The following is a 17,138-nucleotide window of genomic DNA, read 5'->3' on the forward strand; positions in this document are numbered from 1 at the left end:
TGAAGCACTCCCTTAGCGATTGCGCTGGCCACGGCCCAAAGCGCGACCCATCTGGGCGGCGATCTGGCTCTGACTGCGCTTGAAACCCTGCGCGTCCGGGGTCGAGATGTTCATCACCACCGTGACAGGCGCACTGCCGCCCCCGGCGCGGACGCCCAGCTTGCCATCCGGGCCGCGCGCCAAGGGCATGATCGCCTCGGGTCCCGCCTCGCCCATCAGGCCCATGCCGCCGCGCATGGGAAAATGCGTCGCACCCGACACGACACCGCCGGTCGCAAATGGCATCACCCGGCCTTGGGAAAAGCTCGCGCCATTCGCAAAAGGCGACAGGCCCCCGGCAAGACTGCCCAGACCCGCTGTAATCATGCCGCTGAAGTGATCCGTCACCGGTTTCACGGCAGCCCGATAGGCGGCCGTGATCATGCCATTGGCAACGGTCTGCAAAGCACCGGACAGCTTCATCCCGTCCAGCACGACACCGTCGATTGCCTTGGAAAGGCCACGGCTCAGCGTTGTCTCAAATCGACCAGCGCTGCGGCCCGTATCCGCAAAGGTCTGGTGTATCCGGATCATTTCGGCGTTGAACCCCGCCGCCATGCCGCCTGCCCCCTGTAGCGAGGTTTCCAGGGCATCCAGCTGCTCTTCCAACGTCTCTCTATCACTCATCGTTCGATCCTCTTTTGTCCGGGTAAGCGGCGGCCAGTTCTTCCAGCCGCGCCCGCCCCATGGGCTCAGAACCCGTGCTGTCACCCAGCAGCACCTGCAATTCCGCTGGCGTCAGCGCCCAGAACTGATCGGGTGTCAAACCGAGACCGCGCAGGCCCGCACGCAACAATGCAGCCCAGTCAAAGGGCCGGGATTCAGCCATTTCCGGCTGCTTCTGTTGGCAACATGAACGCTCGGGCCAGCAACTCCGCGGCCCCCCGCGCCGCCGCCATCGGCCCGCCTTCGATCTCTGCTGCCATCAGGTCGGCAGCGCGGCCCTGCCAGCCGCCGCCCCTCAGGCCCGCCACAATCAGCGCCAGGACATCACGCGTTGTGAAATTTCCGGCCTCAAACCGCTCGACCAGAGCCACGAGTGACTTGCTTTCCAGCCCGGCCTCAAGCTCGGCCAACGCCCCGAGGGTCAGCCGCATGACATGCGGGGTCCCGTCAATGACAATCCCCACCTCTCCCCTCCATGGATTGGCCATGGCTCAGACCACCGCTACAAAGCTGAGGCTACCGGCCGATGCGAGCGACATCTCATAAGTCGCCTCGCCGTTGTGCGACCCGGCATATTCCAGGCTTGTCACCTGAAATGCACCCTCGACGACGCCGAAATCCGGGATCACGACCTGAAAATTCGGAGTTTCGCCATCAAAGAAGATCTGCCGGGCGCGTTCGTCCGTGCTCGCATCCTTGAAAACACCCGAACCCGAGATGGCGGCCGTCTTGACCCCGGCTCCGGCGAGCAGTTCGCGCCAGCCTCCCTGGCTTTCCAATGATGTCACATCCACCGTATCGGCGTTGAAACTCACCCGCGTCGCCCGCAGGCCGGCGATTGTCTGGAACTGACCGTTACCGGTCAGATCCACCTTGATCAGAAGATCCTTGCCATTCTGGGCACCCATATCCGTCACTCCTTTTTACTGAATTGGTTGGCCGGGGCTCACCCCGCCATCTATGCAAGAACGTTCCGACGCCGCCGATCACGCATCTTCGACACGTGCGCGAAAGGTCATTTCGACACGGCGCAATCCGCCGCTTTGCCTTCGTGCCTGTGCGCGCGAAAAACGCATGCTGACCAGTCGCCCCCGGGAAAGCGTCAAATCAGCGTCATGAAGCGCATCGCTGATTGCCACCCCGACCTCTTTGGCCGCGTGGAAACCTGACTGATCAGTGACCACCGCAACAATCAGGTCGTGCCACGCACCACTGCCGGACACATCAGAGGCGTCGCGCACCTTTTCCGATCCCAAGGTCACGTAAAGCGCTGGCAACTCACCCGATGGAAACGAGTCAAAGATATTGCTGCCCACCTGAGCGTAGACAGCGACGTCGGCGAGCAGATGTTGATAGACTGCCGCCTGCAATGCTGCTGAATTCGCATAACTCATACCGCCAGCTCCTCTTCCGCAAGGCAGGTCAGGTAACGGCCCCGGACATCGGCTTCGGTCACGGCCAGAATGCGAAACCTGCGTGCGCCCAAAAGCATGCGCTGCCCCGGAACGGGACGTTTAGACTGCCCGGGCGGCGCGTCCCGTACCGTGATCCGATAGCTCGCAGTGGACAGAGGGCCAGCCGCACCCGTCGTTTCACGGCCTGAACGCGGTTTCAGTTCACCCCAGAGCGTTCCCAGAACAATCCAGCTGGCAATCTGGCCACCCGCACCGTCCGATGCAGACACAGATGCTTCGAGCACCAGCCTGCGGTTCAGGTTCGGCGGCTTCATGAGCTGAACCCGATCCGCATCGGGCAATATCGCGCAATCAGACTGGTCACGCCAAACGGCATGCAGCCCTGGCTCAGCCCGACATCGTTGCGGTATTCGTCATAGTGCCCGGCCAGCATCAGCACCGCCTGAGCCATGTCCGCCGGAAGGTCCTGAAACGTTGGCGCGAGACCCCCGGAAAAACGGATCACAGCCATCCCGTCATTGGGAATCGTGGGAAAACAGCCAGAGCGCATTCGCAAGCATGGAACATGGGTATCAAGTTCGAGACGATAACGCATCGGATCCAAAATCTGCGACGTGCCCTGCTCTGATATGATGTTCAACTGCTCCAGATCCGTATCCGGCAGGATCGGTCGACACAGGCTGACCTGACCCACCGCAAGCACCGGTGCCACCGGCAGCGGCTGTCGGTCCACGCTGGCCCATTCTGTCAGGAGCAACTGAAAGCTACGCTGCAACAGTACCTTTCCGGTTCGCGCCTCGATTGCAGCCATTGCCGCGCGAAGGAATGAGGCCAGCAATTCATCCTGGGAACCATCTTCAGCAAAGCCTGTGCCCATCCGCATGTGCCGCTTCAATGCATCGACAGGCAGTGCCGCGTCGGGCAAAGAAGTCTCTTCAATTAACATCATGATCTTTCTCCGCATACCTCTCAGGTCCCCCCCCGGAACCGGAGGAAAGGTGGGCGCGCACCACTCACGTTGCTCGGACGGAGGGGAGCAGCTAGACAACGCAAGCTCTCTCACGGATGCGCGCCCCATGTGACCGGACCTTTCGGCCCGATCACATGTTCAGGCGATCAGGCTCAGGCTACGGCGCACCGCAGCAGCTTGATCGCGGCAAAGTCGCTGACATCCCCGCCCACACGCTTGGTCGCGTAGAACAGGACGTGCGGCTTTGCACTGAAGGGGTCGCGCAGAACACGCAGGTCGGGGCGTTCCGCGATGGTGTAGCCGACCGAGAAGTCTCCGAAGGCGATGGGGAAGCTGTTGCTTTCGATCTCTGGCATGTCTTCTGCGATCAGCACTGGGTAACCCAGCAGGCGCGCAGGCTCTCCGGCGCTGAACCCATCCGACCACAGGTGCCGCCCGTCACCGTCCTTCAGCTTGCGCAGACTTCCGGCCGTCTTGGAGTTCATCACGAAACTCGCACCGGCGCGGTACTGTGCCCCGAGGCTATAGACGAGGTCGATGATCGCATCGCCATCGCCGATGCCGCCCGCGGTGCCGGTGGGCACATAGCCCAGATTGCCCCACGTCCAGACGTCATTGTCAACCGTGGCGTGGCTCAAAAAACCGCGGGGCTTGTCGATCCCATCGCCCGCCACAAAGGCTGCCGCTTCTGATCGCGCAAACTTGTCGGCAATCCGGCCCGCCAGCCAGGCCTCGATATCAAAGGCGGAATCATCCAGAAGACGCTGGCTTGCCTTCGGCAACGCATTGAGCTCGAACAGCGGGATCGAAATGCGCTCGATCTGAGGCGTCCCGGTTTCGGTGGTCGAAGAAGTCTCGTTCGCCCAGCCGGCACCGGCATCGTTGCGGTCGATCAACACATCAAAGGACGACGCTTCGACATTGACCACATTGGCAATTGCCCGGATTGATGCGGTTGACGCCAGCACTGATTTCACCGTCTCCGAGGTCGCCGGATCGACCAGATAGCCGCCGTCGCTGTTTACGGCGGTCGACATCGCCTTACTCTCGATCTCAAGGCCGCGCAGCCCGTCATCGTCACCCGAACGCAGATAGGCATTGAACGCCTTCTGGTGCGGTGCCGACACGTCGGCAGAGGAGGCCAGCGCAGGGCGGGCAGAACGGAGGGATTTTCGATCAAGCATGGTCAGTCGCTCTTCCTGTTGTTGAAGTCTTCCGTAAAGTTCGGTTTTCAAACCTTTGATATCCCCGATAAGTCCCGTGATTGCGGCGCTTACCCGGGTGGCCGAGGACAGATCTTCCCCGGTCCGAGAATTGGTCTCGGCTGTTGTCATCTCAGTGTTGTCCTTTGCTAAAAGGCTGGCGTCAGGTGCCGGCCATTTCCCGGCGCGCACCTTCGAGCGCGATCGCCAACTTGCACAGGGCGGCGTCGTTCAGGGTCTCCCCTTTGGATGCTACCCGGGCACTGGGAAGCATCGGGAAGGTCACCAGCGACACCTCCCAAAGCTCCAGTTCGGTCAAGAGCCGTTGGCCCTTGTCATTTTTCGCGGCCCGCACGGTCCGATACCCGATCGAAAGACCATCGATCGCCCCTGCCGCGATCAACGCCGCGGCCTCGCGGCCCTTTTCGACGCTGTCCAGCAGTCGACCTTTGACGTAAAGGCCGCGCGAATCTTCGTGTACCTCGTCCCAGATCCCGATCGGCTGAGCCGGATCGTGCTGCCAAAGCATCTTCACCGCCCGTCCTTCGCTCTTGAGCCGTTTCAGTGAAGAGAGATAAGCCCCAGCCGCCACAACGTCATTGCCCTGATCACAAGCACCGAACAGCGACGCGTAGCCTTCGATCTTAGTTCCCTCGATCACCGTCACCTCAGCGTCGAAGCGACAGAATTTGTGTTCCAGATCCATGACCCAGCCTTTCCAGCTCTGATGCCCAAAACTTTCTCAAAGTTCTGGCCGATGTTTCGATAAAATCTTGCCTGTCAGGGGACCGCATCAAGCAAACCCTGAAAGGCCTGCGCCATGATCACGCCCACCACGCCGTAAACCGTCAGCCACAACCGCCGCTCCAGCCGCTCCATGATTACGGCAATGCGGTCCAGCCGCGCGTTCAACGTTTCGTAATGTAGCGCCGACAATCTCTCATGCGCCTCAAGACGGAGCCCCGGGGCACAGTCGAACGACTCGAACCCGACCCGACGCTCAGACATCCTGCGCCTCGTCCAATGCCGGAAGCCCCAGAAGCCTGCGTTTCTCTGCCGACGTCAGGAAGTCGGCACCTGAGACACGCGCCCATTGCGCATCGCGTTCTGACGACAAGGCGGGGACCTGATCCAGATCCGGCTTCAACTCGAAATCCTCTCCGGCATAGGCCGACAGCCAGGCCGAAACAGACGCTGCCACCCGTGTCGCCAGTGGCAGCACCGTCAGACGATAGAACGCCCTGTGCGCCTCTTGATAATTGGCGAACGTCGCCTCACCAGGAATCCCCAGCAGCATCGGAGGCACGCCAAAGGCCACGGCAATTTCTCGGGCTGCGGCTTCCTTGGTCTTTTGGAACTCCATGTCGGCGGGCGAAAACCCCATCGGCTTCCAATCAAGGCCGCCCTCGAGCAACATCGGCCGCCCCGCATTGCGCGCCCCCTGATGATGGGTCTCCATCTCAGATACCAACCGTTCGTACTGATCCCGGCTCATGGCACCGGCCCCGTCCGTCGACTTGTAGACAATGGCGCCAGACGGACGTGCCGCATTGTCCAGCAAACCCTTGGACCAGCGGCTGGCTGAATTATGCACATCCAGCGCCGAGGCCGCCGCCTGCATCGGCGAAAGACCATAGTGGTCATCCTGCGGGTGAAAGCTTTTGATGTGGCAAATGGGCGAGGTCTCACCAGTCACATCGAACCGGTGTTTGCGGCCACCCACCGCATATTCGTAGGCCACCGGCCAACCGTCCGACCCAGGCACCAGCCGCATCCGGTCGCTGCGCAGCACGTGTAGTTCCAGAGGGACCTGCTGATCCCCCATCACCGCCTCAAGATAGCCATCCCCGGACAACAGCAGCTGACCGTACAATGCCTCGAACAGTTCGGCCCGTCCCTGCGCCCCATTCGGGTGGCGCACCAGCGACATCACCGGATGATCCTCATAGCGACGCTGGCGATCCTGCAGAACCAGCGGCAACGCTGCCGCTGCTTCGGCGATCAGCTTGACCGCTCGAAATCCCACCGGATTGCCGACAAAGCCCGTTCGGGTCAGCGTTACAGTATCACGCGGGCTCCAGGCCACGCGTCCGGCGCTCAGATGCGCCACCACTGGCCCGGTTGCGCTTGCCTTCACCTCCGGCACATCTGCCTCGGCGCTACGTCGCAGGAATTGAAAGACCATTCGTGTCGCTCCTCAGGTTCCGGTGTCCTCGGGGCACACATTCGCCCCGCCGGGGCCATCACAGGCCCCCGCCCGATCCACATACTCTCTTGGTGAAATGCCCTGTTCGGGCTGTATGACAGGTCTAGCTGCCAACCTCTGAAATCAAGTTAAATTCAGTTAGTTAACAACGATTTATCATAGCGTACGCACCTGCGGCCGGCGCCAACTTGCCGCCGGCACAATCAGAAGATCGCTCAGTGCCCAGACCAACGCATCAACCCGATCAGGGCTACCCTTGCCAGCATAACCCTGCTGACTCATACGGCACATCTGGTCCTCAAGCAGCCCCAGGCCGCGCAAATGTCCGACCCGCCCCTGCTCGTAAAGCGCGGCAACTGGTTCGGCACGTGCGACCTTGCCCTTGGCCGCATGCACCTTCGTCACCGGAAGCATGGCATCCACCTGCCGCAGAACGGTCTCGACCATATCGCCGCCTTGGTTGACCTCAGCCACGAGGCGATCCGCCCCCCATTTTTCCATGGCCCGCACCGCTGCATGGGCCCAGCCCAGTGGCCCCACCCCCTGCACACTACAATCATCAAGCACGACGGCCCGCCAATCCTGCGGCGGCCCGTTCGTCTGTGCGCCGACCACGATGATCCCACACTCATCCGACCCCACCTTGCCCGTTACAGGCGGGTCAACGGCCACGACGATACGGTCGAACTCGGGCAAATCCTCCACACGCAGCGCCTCCAGGCTCGCGCGCGTCCACATCGCACCCTCGACATCCTCCATCAGTATGCCGTCCAGTTCCTGCCGGCCCAGACGTGTACCGTCATAGCGCGCGCGCACCTCTTCCATAAAGGACTCCGCCAGATTGGCTTTGTTCGCTTCGGTGCTGGCACGGGTCACCACTGTCGATGGCGATGCAAGAAGCGCCTTTAGTACACCGACATTTCGTGGTGTCGTCGTCGCGCAAACCTGGGGGCTTTCCCCCAGTCGCAGACCGAATTGCAGCATGTCCCAGGTGTCCTGCCCCTTTTTCCACTTGGCCAGTTCGTCCACCCATGCCGCATCAAACTGCGGTCCGCGCAGAGCTTCAGGATCATGCGCCGAAAACGCCATTGCTTCGGCACCATTCGGCCAGCGCAGTGTCTTGCGGGTTGCTGACCAGACCGGGCGCCGATCCGGAGGTGAACACGCCAGAATTCCGCTCTCGCCAAAAATCATGACTTCGCGCACCTGGGCCAGCGTTTCGCCAACCAGTGCCACGCGTTTGCAACGCCCGGCATCCAGAGGCCGCGACCCTTCGACTTGCGCGCGCACCCATTCGGCTCCGGCGCGGGTTTTACCCGCGCCACGTCCGCCCAGGATGACCCAGGACCGCCAGTCGCCTTCTGGCGAAAGTTGATGGTCCATCGCCCAGAACTCGAACAGAAAGGGAAGAGCCAGCAGCTCTCCCTCGCTTAATTCGGATATGAACTCATCCCTCACCGCAGCATCTGCGGAGGCGAGCCAGGCGGCACCCGACCTCAGATCGTGCAGTTTCAAGGTCAAGCCCGTAGTCATGGACAATACCTGCCCGTTGCTTTTCGACATGATTAATCTCAGCCTCTGTTTCCCTGGCCGCCCTCAGCCAATATCGAGTGTCGGACAAAAGTTGCCCGACCTCCTTTGTCTGCCCCACATTGCCCGCTTCGGCCCGGGATCTCAGTTCGACGATCTGAACAGTTATGCTCTTCAGCGTGTCCGCAATATGAGACCGGGTATTCTCCAGCTCCGAGAGCCGTATTTCAGGCGATATTAACGTCATGGTCTGCTCGATGCCTTCTCTCGTGGTTCTCCGCCCTCGAGTGAAACAAAAAAGCGGCCTCCGGGGGGATGACCCCGGGACCGCTTGCTCGCCTCTTCCAGCATGTCCAATGTGTACCGCCCAGCGTTCGAAAAGTCAATCAAATTTGACAGCGCTCTATGAGTTAAGTATTTGTTTTATATATATTATCAACGTGTAAACGCACCGCACTCAGCATCAAACCGATCAGATATTCCGCCACAGAAGCCTCGTCCCAGACCTAAGTCTGCTTTCGCTCTCGGGCGTTATCTGAAATTGTCTGCCCCAAACAAGAAGGAGGGAAAACACCATGGAATGGGCCCGCGCAACATGTGCCGACGGACGGATTGTAACCGGAGTAATCAGCGAAGGGATGCTTCACCCACGCCTGTACCTCGGCTCTGACGAGGCAACCGATATGCCCGAGGATCTCGCCGCCGTGACGCTTCTCCCCCCCTGCGTGCCGGGCAAGTTCATCGGCCTCTGGAACAACTTCCACGCCGCCGCCACCCGCAACAACTGGACGCCCCCCGAACATCCGCTCTATTTTCTCAAGCCCGACACATCCCTGTCCGGCCCCGCAGCAACCGTGACCATTCCTGCAACCGCAGGCCGCATCCTGTTCGAGGGAGAGTTGGGCATTGTCATCGGCCAGACCTGCCGCAACATCAGTGCCGAAGATGCCGCAGCGGCGATCATGGGCTATACCTGCGTCAATGATCTGACCTCGATCGACATACTGAACGCCGACCCGTCTTTTCCGCAATGGACTCGTGCCAAGGGGTTTGACGGATTCGGCGTCATCGGCCCGGTCATCGCCACCGGCCTCGACTGGCAGGACCTGACCATCAAGGTGCTGGTGAACGGCCGCGAGAGGCAGTCCTATCCGGCCGCAGACATGATCATCCCCCCCTCCCAGATCGTCAGCGCACTGTCGCAGGACATGACCCTGAACCCCTGCGATGTCATCGCCTGCGGCACATCCGTCGGCGCCCGCCCGGTAAAGGCTGGCGATCAGGTCGATGTAGTGATCGAAGGCATCGGAACGCTGGGCGTGACCATGGCGGCAGAAGAAACGCAGGGTTGAGCTGCCCCCATGAACGAAAAGGCGGGCTTCACTCGAAGCCCGCCTGATATCCGTCCAATCGGGATCAGCCTACTGATTGGCGCGCTGCGCCTCCAGCCGACGGTACGCCGCTACGTTGGAGTTATGCTCATCCAAAGTCGTCGCAAAGACATGACCATCCTTGGGGTCCAGCGTCTTGGCCACAAAATACACGTAGTCCGCGGTGTCAGGATTCAGCGCCGCCTCGATGCTCGCCCTCCCCGGGTTCGCGATCGGCGTCGGCGGCAGCCCCGGAATGACATAGGTGTTATATGGCGTCGCGGCATCCAGTTCGGACCGGCGCAGACCACGCCCCAGAATGCCTTCGCCCTTGGTGATGCCATAGATCACCGTTGGGTCAGTCTGCAACCGCATCCCGGCGTTCAGCCGGTTGACGAACACCGCAGCCACCTGCTCCCGCTCGGTTGGGATGCCGGTCTCTTTCTCGACGATCGAGGCCAGAATCAACGCTTCTTCGGGCGTCTTCAGTGGCAGATCGGACGCCCGGTTCTGCCAGGCGGTCGCAAGGATCAGCTCCTGCGCGCTCTGCATCCGGCTCAGGACCGACTCAAGCGTGTCCCCCGGCCGCACCTCATAGCTGTCCGGCGCCAGCGACCCTTCGGGCGGCACCTCGGTCACATCACCTTCAAGCACATCAACTTGCCGCAGCTCGTTGACCACTTGCCAGCTGGTCACACCCTCTGCCAGCGCCACGCGAAACCGCGTATCCGCCTTCTGCTTCACACTTGTGTATTCTTCAGGTGCCTCGCCCTGTGCAGGGTCAAACTCGGCCACTTCCTCGAACCGACCCGTCACCGGGTCCAGTTCGCGCACCTGCACCATTGCCTGATTGATGCCGACGCGAAAGACCACCTCTGTTCCGCAGGTGCTCGCGCCGCCGCGGGTCACGATATCCACGATCTCGGACATGGAAGACCCTTCGGGCACCAGATAGCTCCCTGCCTTCAGCTGCCCTGCCTTGTCTGTGTAATCCGCCCCCATGCGGAACAGCGCCCCACTGCTCACTGCGCCCTGGCTCACCAGTTCATCCGACACACGCCGCATGTTCGACCCGCTCTGCACGCTCAGGCAGATCGGCACGGCCAACGGACCGGCATCAGAATATTCCTGTTTTGCCCAGATCAATGCTCCGCCGGCAAGAAAGACCAGAACAACAAGGAATGTCATCGCGTTAGAAGCGATATTACGCCACATTCAGTCGACCTTTCCGAATAGAACGGACGCATTTGTGCCACCAAACCCGAACGAGTTCGACAGAGCATAGCGCACCTTCCGCTCGCGTTTTACATTCGGTGCCAGATCGACCTTGCTCACGACTTCGGGATTGTCGAGGTTGATCGTCGGCGGTGCCACCTGATCGCGGATCGCAAGGATGGAAAAAATCGCCTCAATTGCGCCGGCAGCACCCAGCAGGTGTCCGGTCGCCGATTTGGTCGACGACATGGTCACATTGGGCGCCGCATCGCCCAGCATACGTTCGACTGCGGCCAACTCGATAGTATCAGCCATTGTCGACGTACCATGCGCGTTGATGTAATCCAGATCGGAGGGTTGCAGGCCCGCCTTCTTCAGCGCCATGCGCATCGACCGTTCGGCACCGTCGCCGTCCGATGCAGGTGCCGTGATGTGATAGGCGTCGCCTGACAGACCATAGCCCAGCACTTCGGCATAGATATGCGCGCCACGGGCCTTGGCGTGTTCATATTCCTCCAGCACAACGATCCCCGCACCTTCGCCCATGACGAAACCGTCGCGATCGCGGTCATAGGGACGGCTCGCTGTTTTCGGGTCGTCTGCGCGCCCCGTGCTCAGCGCCTTGCAGGCGTTGAAACCGGCAATGCCAATCTCGCAAATCGCGCCTTCGGCACCACCGGCGATCATCACGTCCGCATCATCGTCACGAATGATGCGCGCCGCATCGCCAATGGCATGGGCACCTGTGGAACAGGCCGTCACAACCGAATGGTTCGGCCCGCGGAATCCAAAGCGGATCGACACCTGACCCGAGATCAGATTGATCAGCGCCCCGGGAATAAAGAACGGGCTGACGCGGCGCGGGCCCTTTTCCTTGATCAGCAGCGCCGTTTCCGCAATCGAATTCAGCCCGCCGATACCCGAGCCGATCATGACACCGGTGCGGTCCAGGCTCTCGCGATCCTCGGGGGACCAACCGGAATCCTTGACGGCCTGCACCGCCGCTGCAATCCCGAACAGAATAAAATCATCGACCTTGCGGCGTTCTTTGGGCGCCATCCAGTCATCGGCGTTGAACGTGCCGTCGCTGCCGTCACCCAACGGGACTTCGCAGGCATAGGTGGTGGCCAGCTTGCTCGCATCAAACCGGGTGATCGGCCCTGCCCCGGATTGCCCGTCCAGCAGACGGCTCCAGCTCTCTTCGACCCCGCAGGCCAAAGGAGTCACAAGACCCAGGCCCGTTACCACTACTCGACGCATGCCTATGCCCCTTCCTTTAAGTTGCTCTTGATCCCGCTCTTACCCTGCCAACGGGTTATGGGGCAAGACCGCGCAGGCGTCGCGTGGCCAAGTTCCGCCCGTGGCAAACCTGTGCAACCGCAGCAATTTCAGGCGTAAGAAGGGCCCAGATCGGCAGTTGCCCTCTCGACCCAATGCTCCTGCAACCAGTCGCAGGGTTTGGAATAGCGGATCAGCGACCCGGTATAGCCCGCGATGGCCTCGGGCATCTTTGGATGACCGTGGAAACAAACGACCCGCGCATCTTCGGGTAAACGCGGTTTGTGGAAGTAATTACCGGGGAACGGGTTGCAGTCATATTTGAAACTCACCACCCAGGGTTCGGGAATATAGACAAACTGCCCGCGATCCATCGCCTTGTGGCTGGTATAGCGCTGTTCCGACCCACGTGCGATTTCGACCTCTCTGTAGGGGTCCTTCGCCAATTCCTCGTATAGGTAGCCGTGCAGCTTCGGATCATACCGAAACACGGACCCGTGCCCGGTCGGCCTTCCCTTGCGCTTTTCCGTCCAGTCGTGACGCATGGCCACTTTGCCCGGTTCCAGCGCCAGCAGCGGATCTAGCGGCCCGGTGATCACCACATCAAGGTCAAAACCCAGAAACGGTCCCTCCAGATCCGGCACCAGCCCGGGGCGGAACAAAGAGGTCTTGCGCATCGCGCCCTGCCGGTTGGCCACAGCAAGCGCCGCGTTCATCTGTTGCTGATAGGGTTCGACCGGCAGGGGCAGCACCTCGATATCCGGGTGAAATCCGTCGCTGTTTTCGGTCATGCAGAAGAACCGCACAGGAACCGACAGGTTCCTCCGCACACCGGAATAGAGGCGGTTCACATATTCCGGGCCGAACAGCGTGCCCCATTTGATGCAGATGATATTGGCAACCACTGGCGATCCCTCCGAATTGCCTTGGACCTATCGCGGAACGAACAGGCACACCACCCCCGGAACGGCTGGCAAGAACGTTCCTATGCCATGGATTATTGCGCGCCCGCGCCGCTTGGCCCTACGCCCGACACCATCGACTATCTCTTTCACACAGAGCCAGAGGAAAGATATGCCACGGCCAGACGACACCAAGATCGCTCAAGCCGCCCATCAGATCTGGCTTGATGAAAACCAATCCGAAGGGCGCGATGAAGAACACTGGCATCGGGCCAAGCTGGCGCTGACCGGGAAAAGCACCCGCAAGCGCGCCCCGAAAGCTGCGCCCATAGCCTCTGGAAAACCTGCGGCGACGAAAACCCGGGCAACGTCCAAATCGAAATTGCCCGGGCAAAGCTCTGTGGCCTGCACTCAGGCGGCGGGCATACGCCGTTCGACAATCTCTGCCCACCAGCTGCAGCCGGCCGGGATCGCCTCATCGTTGAAATTGTATTCGGGGTGATGGACCGAGGCCGTATCGCCATTGCCCACAAGGATGTAGGCTCCGGGCCGCTCTTCCAGCATAAAGGCGAAATCCTCGCCGCCCATGACCAGCGGCGCCTCGGCGCAGTCCCCGGACACGGCGCGTGCCACATCGGCGGCGAATTCAGTCTGCTCGTCGCTGTTCACCATGACCGGATAGTTGCGCACATAGTTGACGGTCGCAGTCGCCCCCATCGCCTCAGCCACGCCGTTGCAGATCTTGGCGATCCGCTCTTCGGCCAAATCGCGGTTCTCGTTTGCCAGCGTCCGTACCGTACCCTTGAGCATGACGCGCTGCGGGATCACGTTATAGGCCTTGGAGGAGGATTCGATCGAAGTGACCGACACCACCAGCTGACTCACCGGGTCGGCGTTGCGGCTGGTAATGCTCTGCAGCGCCGTCACCACATGGGCGGCAACAAGGGTACTGTCGATGGTCTCATGCGGCTTGGCGGCATGACCGCCTTTGCCTTCGATCGTGATGTCGAAAAGGTCAGTCGCCGCAAAGAACGGGCCGGGCCGGATAGCAAAGCTGCCCAGCGGCTGCCCGGGCCAGTTGTGCATGCCATAGACTTCCTGGATGCCGAACCGCTCCATCATCCCGTCGTTGCACATCTCACGACCGCCGCCGCCGCCCTCTTCTGCGGGCTGAAAGATCACGGCGACGCTGCCGTCAAAGTTCCGCGTCTCTGCCAGATACTGCGCCGCGCCCAGAAGCATGGCCGTGTGCCCGTCATGCCCACAGGCGTGCATCGCGCCGGGGTTGGTCGAGGCGTATTCCACCCCGGTCTGTTCGGTAATCGGCAGGGCATCCATATCGGCGCGCAGGCCAAGAACGCGGCCCTTGGTGTCAGTCTTGCCCTTGATGACCCCGACGACGCCTGTACGTCCGATGCCCTCGACAACCTCGTCGCAGCCAAAGGCCCGTAGTTTGTCAGCAACCAGCGCGCTGGTGCGGTGTGTGTCGAAAAGCACCTCGGGGTGGGCGTGAATATCACGGCGCCATTCGGTGATATCGGAATGCAGTTCGGCAAAGCGGTTCTTGACCGGCATGAAAAGTCTCCTGAGTCTGAATTTGGCGCCAAGTTGCATGAGCACCGGGGTGCCCGCAAGGCGACAAGGCAGTTCCATAGGGTTGTTGTTCGAACACAAATTGGCGTGGTGCCTAAATATTTGGCCCCGGCACCATCCGGCTGCCGTCAGAAAACCGTGACATCCGGAAACGCGACAGGTCATGCCCCGGCGCGGTGCCCTGCACCAATGCGGCGGCGATGCGCCCAAAGGCCGGGCCGATCCCGAATCCATGCCCGCACATCCCCGTCGCCACCGTCAGCCCAGGCAGCGCCGCCACCCGATCAACCAGCGGGACAACATCCGGCAACACGTCAATCATCCCCGCCCAGACCCGGCGCGGCTTGACCGGGCCAACCTCGGGAAAGGCTGCGGCAAAGGCATCACAGGCGGCCTGCGCCTTGGCCACATTCGGTGGCGGGTTCAGGATACGCATCCGTTCGAACGGTGTTTCCTCGTCGTCTGCCCATTTGCGCGGCGTGCCCCAGGCATCGGGATACCCGGCCGGTGCACGCGGAAGAAGACGCACATCAAATCCGCCCGATTTCAGCACCACAAGGTACTTGGCCAATGCACGCACCGCATCCGGCCCGACATATAGCTCGGACAGGGTCGAAGGGGCCACGGTATATCCCCCATCGGCCCGCGGGCGGAACGCAGTGCGATGGTCCACGCCTGCTCCGTCTGTCACCGGCGGTAAGGGCCCGGTTTCCAGCACGGTAGAGCCGACCGAGAGTTGCGGAATGTTCACGCCGTGGCGGCGCAGGAAAAGCGATGACCATGCCCCCCCGGCCAGCAGCACTTCTGCGGTCCGGATCCGGCCCTTTTCGGTCTGCACCCCGGCCACGCGGCCCGCTTCCATGTCCAGGCCGCGTACGGCGCAGTCCTCGACGATCACCGCACCTGCATCACGCGCAAGCCGCGCCAGTTCCGGCACGGCGACCCAGGGTTCGCCCTTCATGTCCGATGGCGTGTGCAATGCACCGGGCCAACTGCCCTTGATCCCCGGCAGCAGCTGACTCAGCTCGGCACGGGACACCATGTGACTGTCCAGCCCAAATCCCGCAGCGGAACCAAGCCAGTCCTCATAGGCCGCAAGATCCGATTCGCGTCGCGCAAGGTAGGTCACACCAACCGTGCGCACCCCAAGCCGCCCCTGACATTCGCGGTCGAGATCCCGCCACAGCCCCCGCGCTTCCAGCGCGATGGGAATTTCGGCCACGTCGCGGCCCTGCGTCCGGATCCACCCCCAGTTGCGCGAACTTTGCTCTGCCGCGACCCGGCCCTTCTCAAGCAATGTCACCTGCACGCCCTGACGCGCCAGAAACAGAGCCGCCGACACGCCAATGACGCCGCCGCCGATCACCACGACTTCGGATGCCCCCGGCAGGTCCGCGACGTGTTCGGGGGCGCCATCCCGAGTAAAGGGAAATGTCATGCAGAAAGATGCGCCAGAAGCCGCTCCATGAACGCCTGCCCGGCCTGAAACTGTGCCACGGTGATGTATTCATCGGGCTGATGCGCCTGCGCGATATCACCCGGTCCACAGACCACGGCAGAATAACCGGCGCGCTGGAACTGGCCCGCTTCGGTCCCGTAGGAAACGACATTTGTCGTATTGTCTCCGGTCAGCTTTCTGACCAGCATCTCGGCCTCGCCGTCCGCTTCGGGGACAAGGGCGGGCACGTCGAAACGTTGTTCGACGTCGATCCTCGCGTCGGGGTGGACGGCTTGCATCTCTGCCTCAACCGCGCGCAGTTCGGCGAAATAAGCGTCGCGCCAGTCCTCAAGGCGTTCGCCCGGCACCGCCCGAAAATCCATGCTGAACCGGCAATCCTTGGCGGTGATGTTATGCGCTGTCCCGCCCGAAATCGTGCCGACATGCGCCGTCGTCCAGGGCGGCACAAAGGCGGCGGCCAGATCGCTGGGGGTAGCGGCCCGGCTTTCCGCGTTGCGCACGTTCGCCCAGTCGATCAGCTTGGCCGACCACATGATCGCGTTGACCCCGGTATGCATGAGCGACGAGTGCACCTCGAACCCGACCACATGGGTCCAGAACCCTGCCCCGCCCTTGTGACCTGTCACCGCCTTCATCATCGACGGCTCGCCAACGATCACGGCGGATGCCTTGGGCAGCGGCCCCTGCATCGCTTCGATCATCGGCGGAGCACCCGTGCAGCCGATTTCCTCGTCATAGCTCAGCGCAATCTGCAATGGGCGTTTCACCCCGCGGTAGTGCGCCTCGACCATGGCCCAGATCGCCAAGGCATCGAAACCTTTCATATCCGTGGTGCCGCGCCCATAAAGTCTGCCATCCCGCTCCTCGACCACATAGGGGTCCGAGGCCCAGGGCTGACCGTCCACCGGCACCACATCCGTATGACCCGACAGCACCAAACCACCTGCAACATCAGGTCCAACATGGGCAAACAGCGCAGCCTTTTCACCAGTCTCGTCATAGTGGCGGTGGGCAGTGATTCCGTGGCCCGCAAGATACTCCTCGACCCAGTCGATCAATGGCAGATTGCTGTCGCGGCTCACGGTCGGAAAAGACACAAGCTTGTCGAGTAGATCGCGCGGAGTCAGACGAGGGTGCATTGGGGGCCTTTCTGCATTATCTGCGCTGCAGCATAGCCCCATAAAATGCAGAGTCACAGGGGTACAGGCGGCGAAATGCAGGCCTTGTGCCGATCGCGATTCATCTTGCACGCTAAACTTTTGCCGACGTGAATTTTGCGCGTCCAATCGCGCT

The 17,138-nt window shown here is 61.5% G+C and carries 20 protein-coding genes; 2 read left to right on the forward strand and 18 right to left on the reverse strand.

Translation table 11 applies throughout. The features are described from left to right. Positions 1 to 12: 12 nt before the first annotated feature. From CHB75_RS13665 to CHB75_RS13720, 12 genes are all read right to left on the reverse strand, one after another. A complete protein-coding gene (locus tag CHB75_RS13665) occupies positions 13 to 666 on the reverse strand; it encodes a phage tail tape measure protein (protein WP_089271385.1) in 654 nt (217 codons plus the stop codon). Continuing rightward, positions 659 to 868 (reverse strand): rcc01693 family protein, encoded by a 210-nt coding sequence (locus CHB75_RS13670; RefSeq protein ID WP_089271387.1) that lies wholly within the window; start codon positions 866 to 868, stop codon positions 659 to 661. The genes CHB75_RS13665 and CHB75_RS13670 overlap by 8 nt, the downstream gene beginning before the upstream one ends. Then, on the reverse strand, positions 861 to 1,193 hold the full coding sequence (locus tag CHB75_RS13675; protein ID WP_089271389.1) for a gene transfer agent family protein: 333 nt from the start codon (positions 1,191 to 1,193) through the stop codon (positions 861 to 863). The genes CHB75_RS13670 and CHB75_RS13675 overlap by 8 nt, the downstream gene beginning before the upstream one ends. Positions 1,194 to 1,196: 3 nt before the next feature. After that, positions 1,197 to 1,613, reverse strand: coding sequence for a phage major tail protein, TP901-1 family (locus CHB75_RS13680; protein ID WP_089271391.1), 417 nt, complete (start codon positions 1,611 to 1,613; stop codon positions 1,197 to 1,199). 78 nt (positions 1,614 to 1,691) lie between these two features. After that, a complete protein-coding gene (locus CHB75_RS13685) occupies positions 1,692 to 2,099 on the reverse strand; it encodes a DUF3168 domain-containing protein (protein ID WP_089271393.1) in 408 nt (135 codons plus the stop codon). Continuing rightward, positions 2,096 to 2,434, reverse strand: a complete 339-nt coding sequence (locus tag CHB75_RS13690; protein WP_089271395.1) for a phage head closure protein — start codon at positions 2,432 to 2,434, stop codon at positions 2,096 to 2,098. The genes CHB75_RS13685 and CHB75_RS13690 overlap by 4 nt, the downstream gene beginning before the upstream one ends. After that, positions 2,431 to 3,069, reverse strand: coding sequence for a head-tail connector protein (locus CHB75_RS13695; protein ID WP_089271397.1), 639 nt, complete (start codon positions 3,067 to 3,069; stop codon positions 2,431 to 2,433). The genes CHB75_RS13690 and CHB75_RS13695 overlap by 4 nt, the downstream gene beginning before the upstream one ends. A 173-nt stretch (positions 3,070 to 3,242) precedes the next feature. Continuing rightward, the gene (locus CHB75_RS13700) at positions 3,243 to 4,424 is read right to left on the reverse strand and encodes a phage major capsid protein (protein WP_089271399.1); all 1,182 of its coding nucleotides are present in this window, start codon (positions 4,422 to 4,424) and stop codon (positions 3,243 to 3,245) included. Positions 4,425 to 4,455: 31 nt separating this feature from the next. Further along, positions 4,456 to 4,998: an HK97 family phage prohead protease gene (locus CHB75_RS13705; protein WP_089271401.1), complete on the reverse strand. Its 543-nt coding sequence runs from the start codon at positions 4,996 to 4,998 to the stop codon at positions 4,456 to 4,458. Between the two features lie 74 nt (positions 4,999 to 5,072). Then, positions 5,073 to 5,300, reverse strand: a complete 228-nt coding sequence (locus CHB75_RS13710) for a GTA head formation protein, RCAP_rcc01685 family (protein WP_089271403.1) — start codon at positions 5,298 to 5,300, stop codon at positions 5,073 to 5,075. After that, on the reverse strand, positions 5,293 to 6,477 hold the full coding sequence (locus CHB75_RS13715) for a phage portal protein (protein ID WP_089271405.1): 1,185 nt from the start codon (positions 6,475 to 6,477) through the stop codon (positions 5,293 to 5,295). The genes CHB75_RS13710 and CHB75_RS13715 overlap by 8 nt, the downstream gene beginning before the upstream one ends. A 177-nt stretch (positions 6,478 to 6,654) precedes the next feature. Next, positions 6,655 to 8,031 carry a DNA-packaging protein gene (locus tag CHB75_RS13720; RefSeq protein WP_176439141.1) on the reverse strand — a complete coding sequence of 459 codons (1,377 nt, stop codon included), beginning with the start codon at positions 8,029 to 8,031 and terminating at the stop codon, positions 6,655 to 6,657. 572 nt (positions 8,032 to 8,603) lie between these two features. Between CHB75_RS13720 and CHB75_RS13730 the strand changes: the two genes are divergently transcribed. After that, positions 8,604 to 9,380 carry a fumarylacetoacetate hydrolase family protein gene (locus tag CHB75_RS13730; RefSeq protein WP_089271409.1) on the forward strand — a complete coding sequence of 259 codons (777 nt, stop codon included), beginning with the start codon at positions 8,604 to 8,606 and terminating at the stop codon, positions 9,378 to 9,380. Between the two features lie 69 nt (positions 9,381 to 9,449). Here the strand turns inward: CHB75_RS13730 and mltG are convergent, their stop codons facing one another. From mltG to CHB75_RS13745, 3 genes are all read right to left on the reverse strand, one after another. Continuing rightward, positions 9,450 to 10,613 (reverse strand): endolytic transglycosylase MltG, encoded by a 1,164-nt coding sequence (gene mltG / locus CHB75_RS13735; RefSeq protein WP_089271411.1) that lies wholly within the window; start codon positions 10,611 to 10,613, stop codon positions 9,450 to 9,452. Next, complete coding sequence (gene fabF, locus CHB75_RS13740) at positions 10,614 to 11,873, reverse strand: beta-ketoacyl-ACP synthase II (protein WP_089271413.1); 1,260 nt, start codon at positions 11,871 to 11,873, stop codon at positions 10,614 to 10,616. It lies immediately after the preceding gene. A gap of 128 nt (positions 11,874 to 12,001) precedes the next feature. Beyond that, positions 12,002 to 12,796, reverse strand: a complete 795-nt coding sequence (locus CHB75_RS13745) for a glycosyl transferase (protein ID WP_089271415.1) — start codon at positions 12,794 to 12,796, stop codon at positions 12,002 to 12,004. Positions 12,797 to 12,965: 169 nt separating this feature from the next. Here CHB75_RS13745 and CHB75_RS22510 point away from each other — a divergent pair, with 169 nt between their 5' ends. Then, positions 12,966 to 13,295: a DUF2934 domain-containing protein gene (locus tag CHB75_RS22510; protein WP_176439142.1), complete on the forward strand. Its 330-nt coding sequence runs from the start codon at positions 12,966 to 12,968 to the stop codon at positions 13,293 to 13,295. On the opposite strand, the gene CHB75_RS13755 is transcribed toward CHB75_RS22510, so the two are convergent. From CHB75_RS13755 to argE, 3 genes are all read right to left on the reverse strand, one after another. Then, positions 13,205 to 14,368 (reverse strand): M20 aminoacylase family protein, encoded by a 1,164-nt coding sequence (locus tag CHB75_RS13755; RefSeq protein ID WP_089271419.1) that lies wholly within the window; start codon positions 14,366 to 14,368, stop codon positions 13,205 to 13,207. The genes CHB75_RS22510 and CHB75_RS13755 overlap by 91 nt on opposite strands. A 112-nt stretch (positions 14,369 to 14,480) precedes the next feature. Continuing rightward, the gene (locus CHB75_RS13760; RefSeq protein ID WP_089271421.1) at positions 14,481 to 15,824 is read right to left on the reverse strand and encodes an NAD(P)/FAD-dependent oxidoreductase; all 1,344 of its coding nucleotides are present in this window, start codon (positions 15,822 to 15,824) and stop codon (positions 14,481 to 14,483) included. After that, entirely contained in the window at positions 15,821 to 16,984 is a 1,164-nt protein-coding gene (gene argE, locus CHB75_RS13765) for an acetylornithine deacetylase (protein WP_089271423.1), read from the reverse strand. The genes CHB75_RS13760 and argE overlap by 4 nt, the downstream gene beginning before the upstream one ends. Positions 16,985 to 17,138 lie beyond the last annotated feature (154 nt).

This window comes from Puniceibacterium sediminis (assembly GCF_900188035.1).
Lineage (GTDB): Bacteria > Pseudomonadota > Alphaproteobacteria > Rhodobacterales > Rhodobacteraceae > Puniceibacterium > Puniceibacterium sediminis.

What these genes read in the sequence shown, in the direction of transcription:
- CHB75_RS13665 (WP_089271385.1), bottom strand. Translation starts at nt 666, where the DNA reads ATGAGTGATAGAGAGACGTTGGAAGAGCAGCTGGATGCCCTGGAAACC.
- CHB75_RS13670 (WP_089271387.1), bottom strand. Translation starts at nt 868, where the DNA reads ATGGCTGAATCCCGGCCCTTTGACTGGGCTGCATTGTTGCGTGCGGGC.
- CHB75_RS13675 (WP_089271389.1), bottom strand. Translation starts at nt 1,193, where the DNA reads ATGGCCAATCCATGGAGGGGAGAGGTGGGGATTGTCATTGACGGGACC.
- CHB75_RS13680 (WP_089271391.1), bottom strand. Translation starts at nt 1,613, where the DNA reads ATGGGTGCCCAGAATGGCAAGGATCTTCTGATCAAGGTGGATCTGACC.
- CHB75_RS13685 (WP_089271393.1), bottom strand. Translation starts at nt 2,099, where the DNA reads ATGAGTTATGCGAATTCAGCAGCATTGCAGGCGGCAGTCTATCAACAT.
- CHB75_RS13690 (WP_089271395.1), bottom strand. Translation starts at nt 2,434, where the DNA reads ATGAAGCCGCCGAACCTGAACCGCAGGCTGGTGCTCGAAGCATCTGTG.
- CHB75_RS13695 (WP_089271397.1), bottom strand. Translation starts at nt 3,069, where the DNA reads ATGATGTTAATTGAAGAGACTTCTTTGCCCGACGCGGCACTGCCTGTC.
- CHB75_RS13700 (WP_089271399.1), bottom strand. Translation starts at nt 4,424, where the DNA reads ATGACAACAGCCGAGACCAATTCTCGGACCGGGGAAGATCTGTCCTCG.
- CHB75_RS13705 (WP_089271401.1), bottom strand. Translation starts at nt 4,998, where the DNA reads ATGGATCTGGAACACAAATTCTGTCGCTTCGACGCTGAGGTGACGGTG.
- CHB75_RS13710 (WP_089271403.1), bottom strand. Translation starts at nt 5,300, where the DNA reads ATGTCTGAGCGTCGGGTCGGGTTCGAGTCGTTCGACTGTGCCCCGGGG.
- CHB75_RS13715 (WP_089271405.1), bottom strand. Translation starts at nt 6,477, where the DNA reads ATGGTCTTTCAATTCCTGCGACGTAGCGCCGAGGCAGATGTGCCGGAG.
- CHB75_RS13720 (WP_176439141.1), bottom strand. Translation starts at nt 8,031, where the DNA reads ATGACTACGGGCTTGACCTTGAAACTGCACGATCTGAGGTCGGGTGCC.
- CHB75_RS13730 (WP_089271409.1), top strand. Translation starts at nt 8,604, where the DNA reads ATGGAATGGGCCCGCGCAACATGTGCCGACGGACGGATTGTAACCGGA.
- mltG (WP_089271411.1), bottom strand. Translation starts at nt 10,613, where the DNA reads ATGTGGCGTAATATCGCTTCTAACGCGATGACATTCCTTGTTGTTCTG.
- fabF (WP_089271413.1), bottom strand. Translation starts at nt 11,873, where the DNA reads ATGCGTCGAGTAGTGGTAACGGGCCTGGGTCTTGTGACTCCTTTGGCC.
- CHB75_RS22510 (WP_176439142.1), top strand. Translation starts at nt 12,966, where the DNA reads ATGCCACGGCCAGACGACACCAAGATCGCTCAAGCCGCCCATCAGATC.
- CHB75_RS13755 (WP_089271419.1), bottom strand. Translation starts at nt 14,368, where the DNA reads ATGCCGGTCAAGAACCGCTTTGCCGAACTGCATTCCGATATCACCGAA.
- CHB75_RS13760 (WP_089271421.1), bottom strand. Translation starts at nt 15,824, where the DNA reads ATGACATTTCCCTTTACTCGGGATGGCGCCCCCGAACACGTCGCGGAC.
- argE (WP_089271423.1), bottom strand. Translation starts at nt 16,984, where the DNA reads ATGCACCCTCGTCTGACTCCGCGCGATCTACTCGACAAGCTTGTGTCT.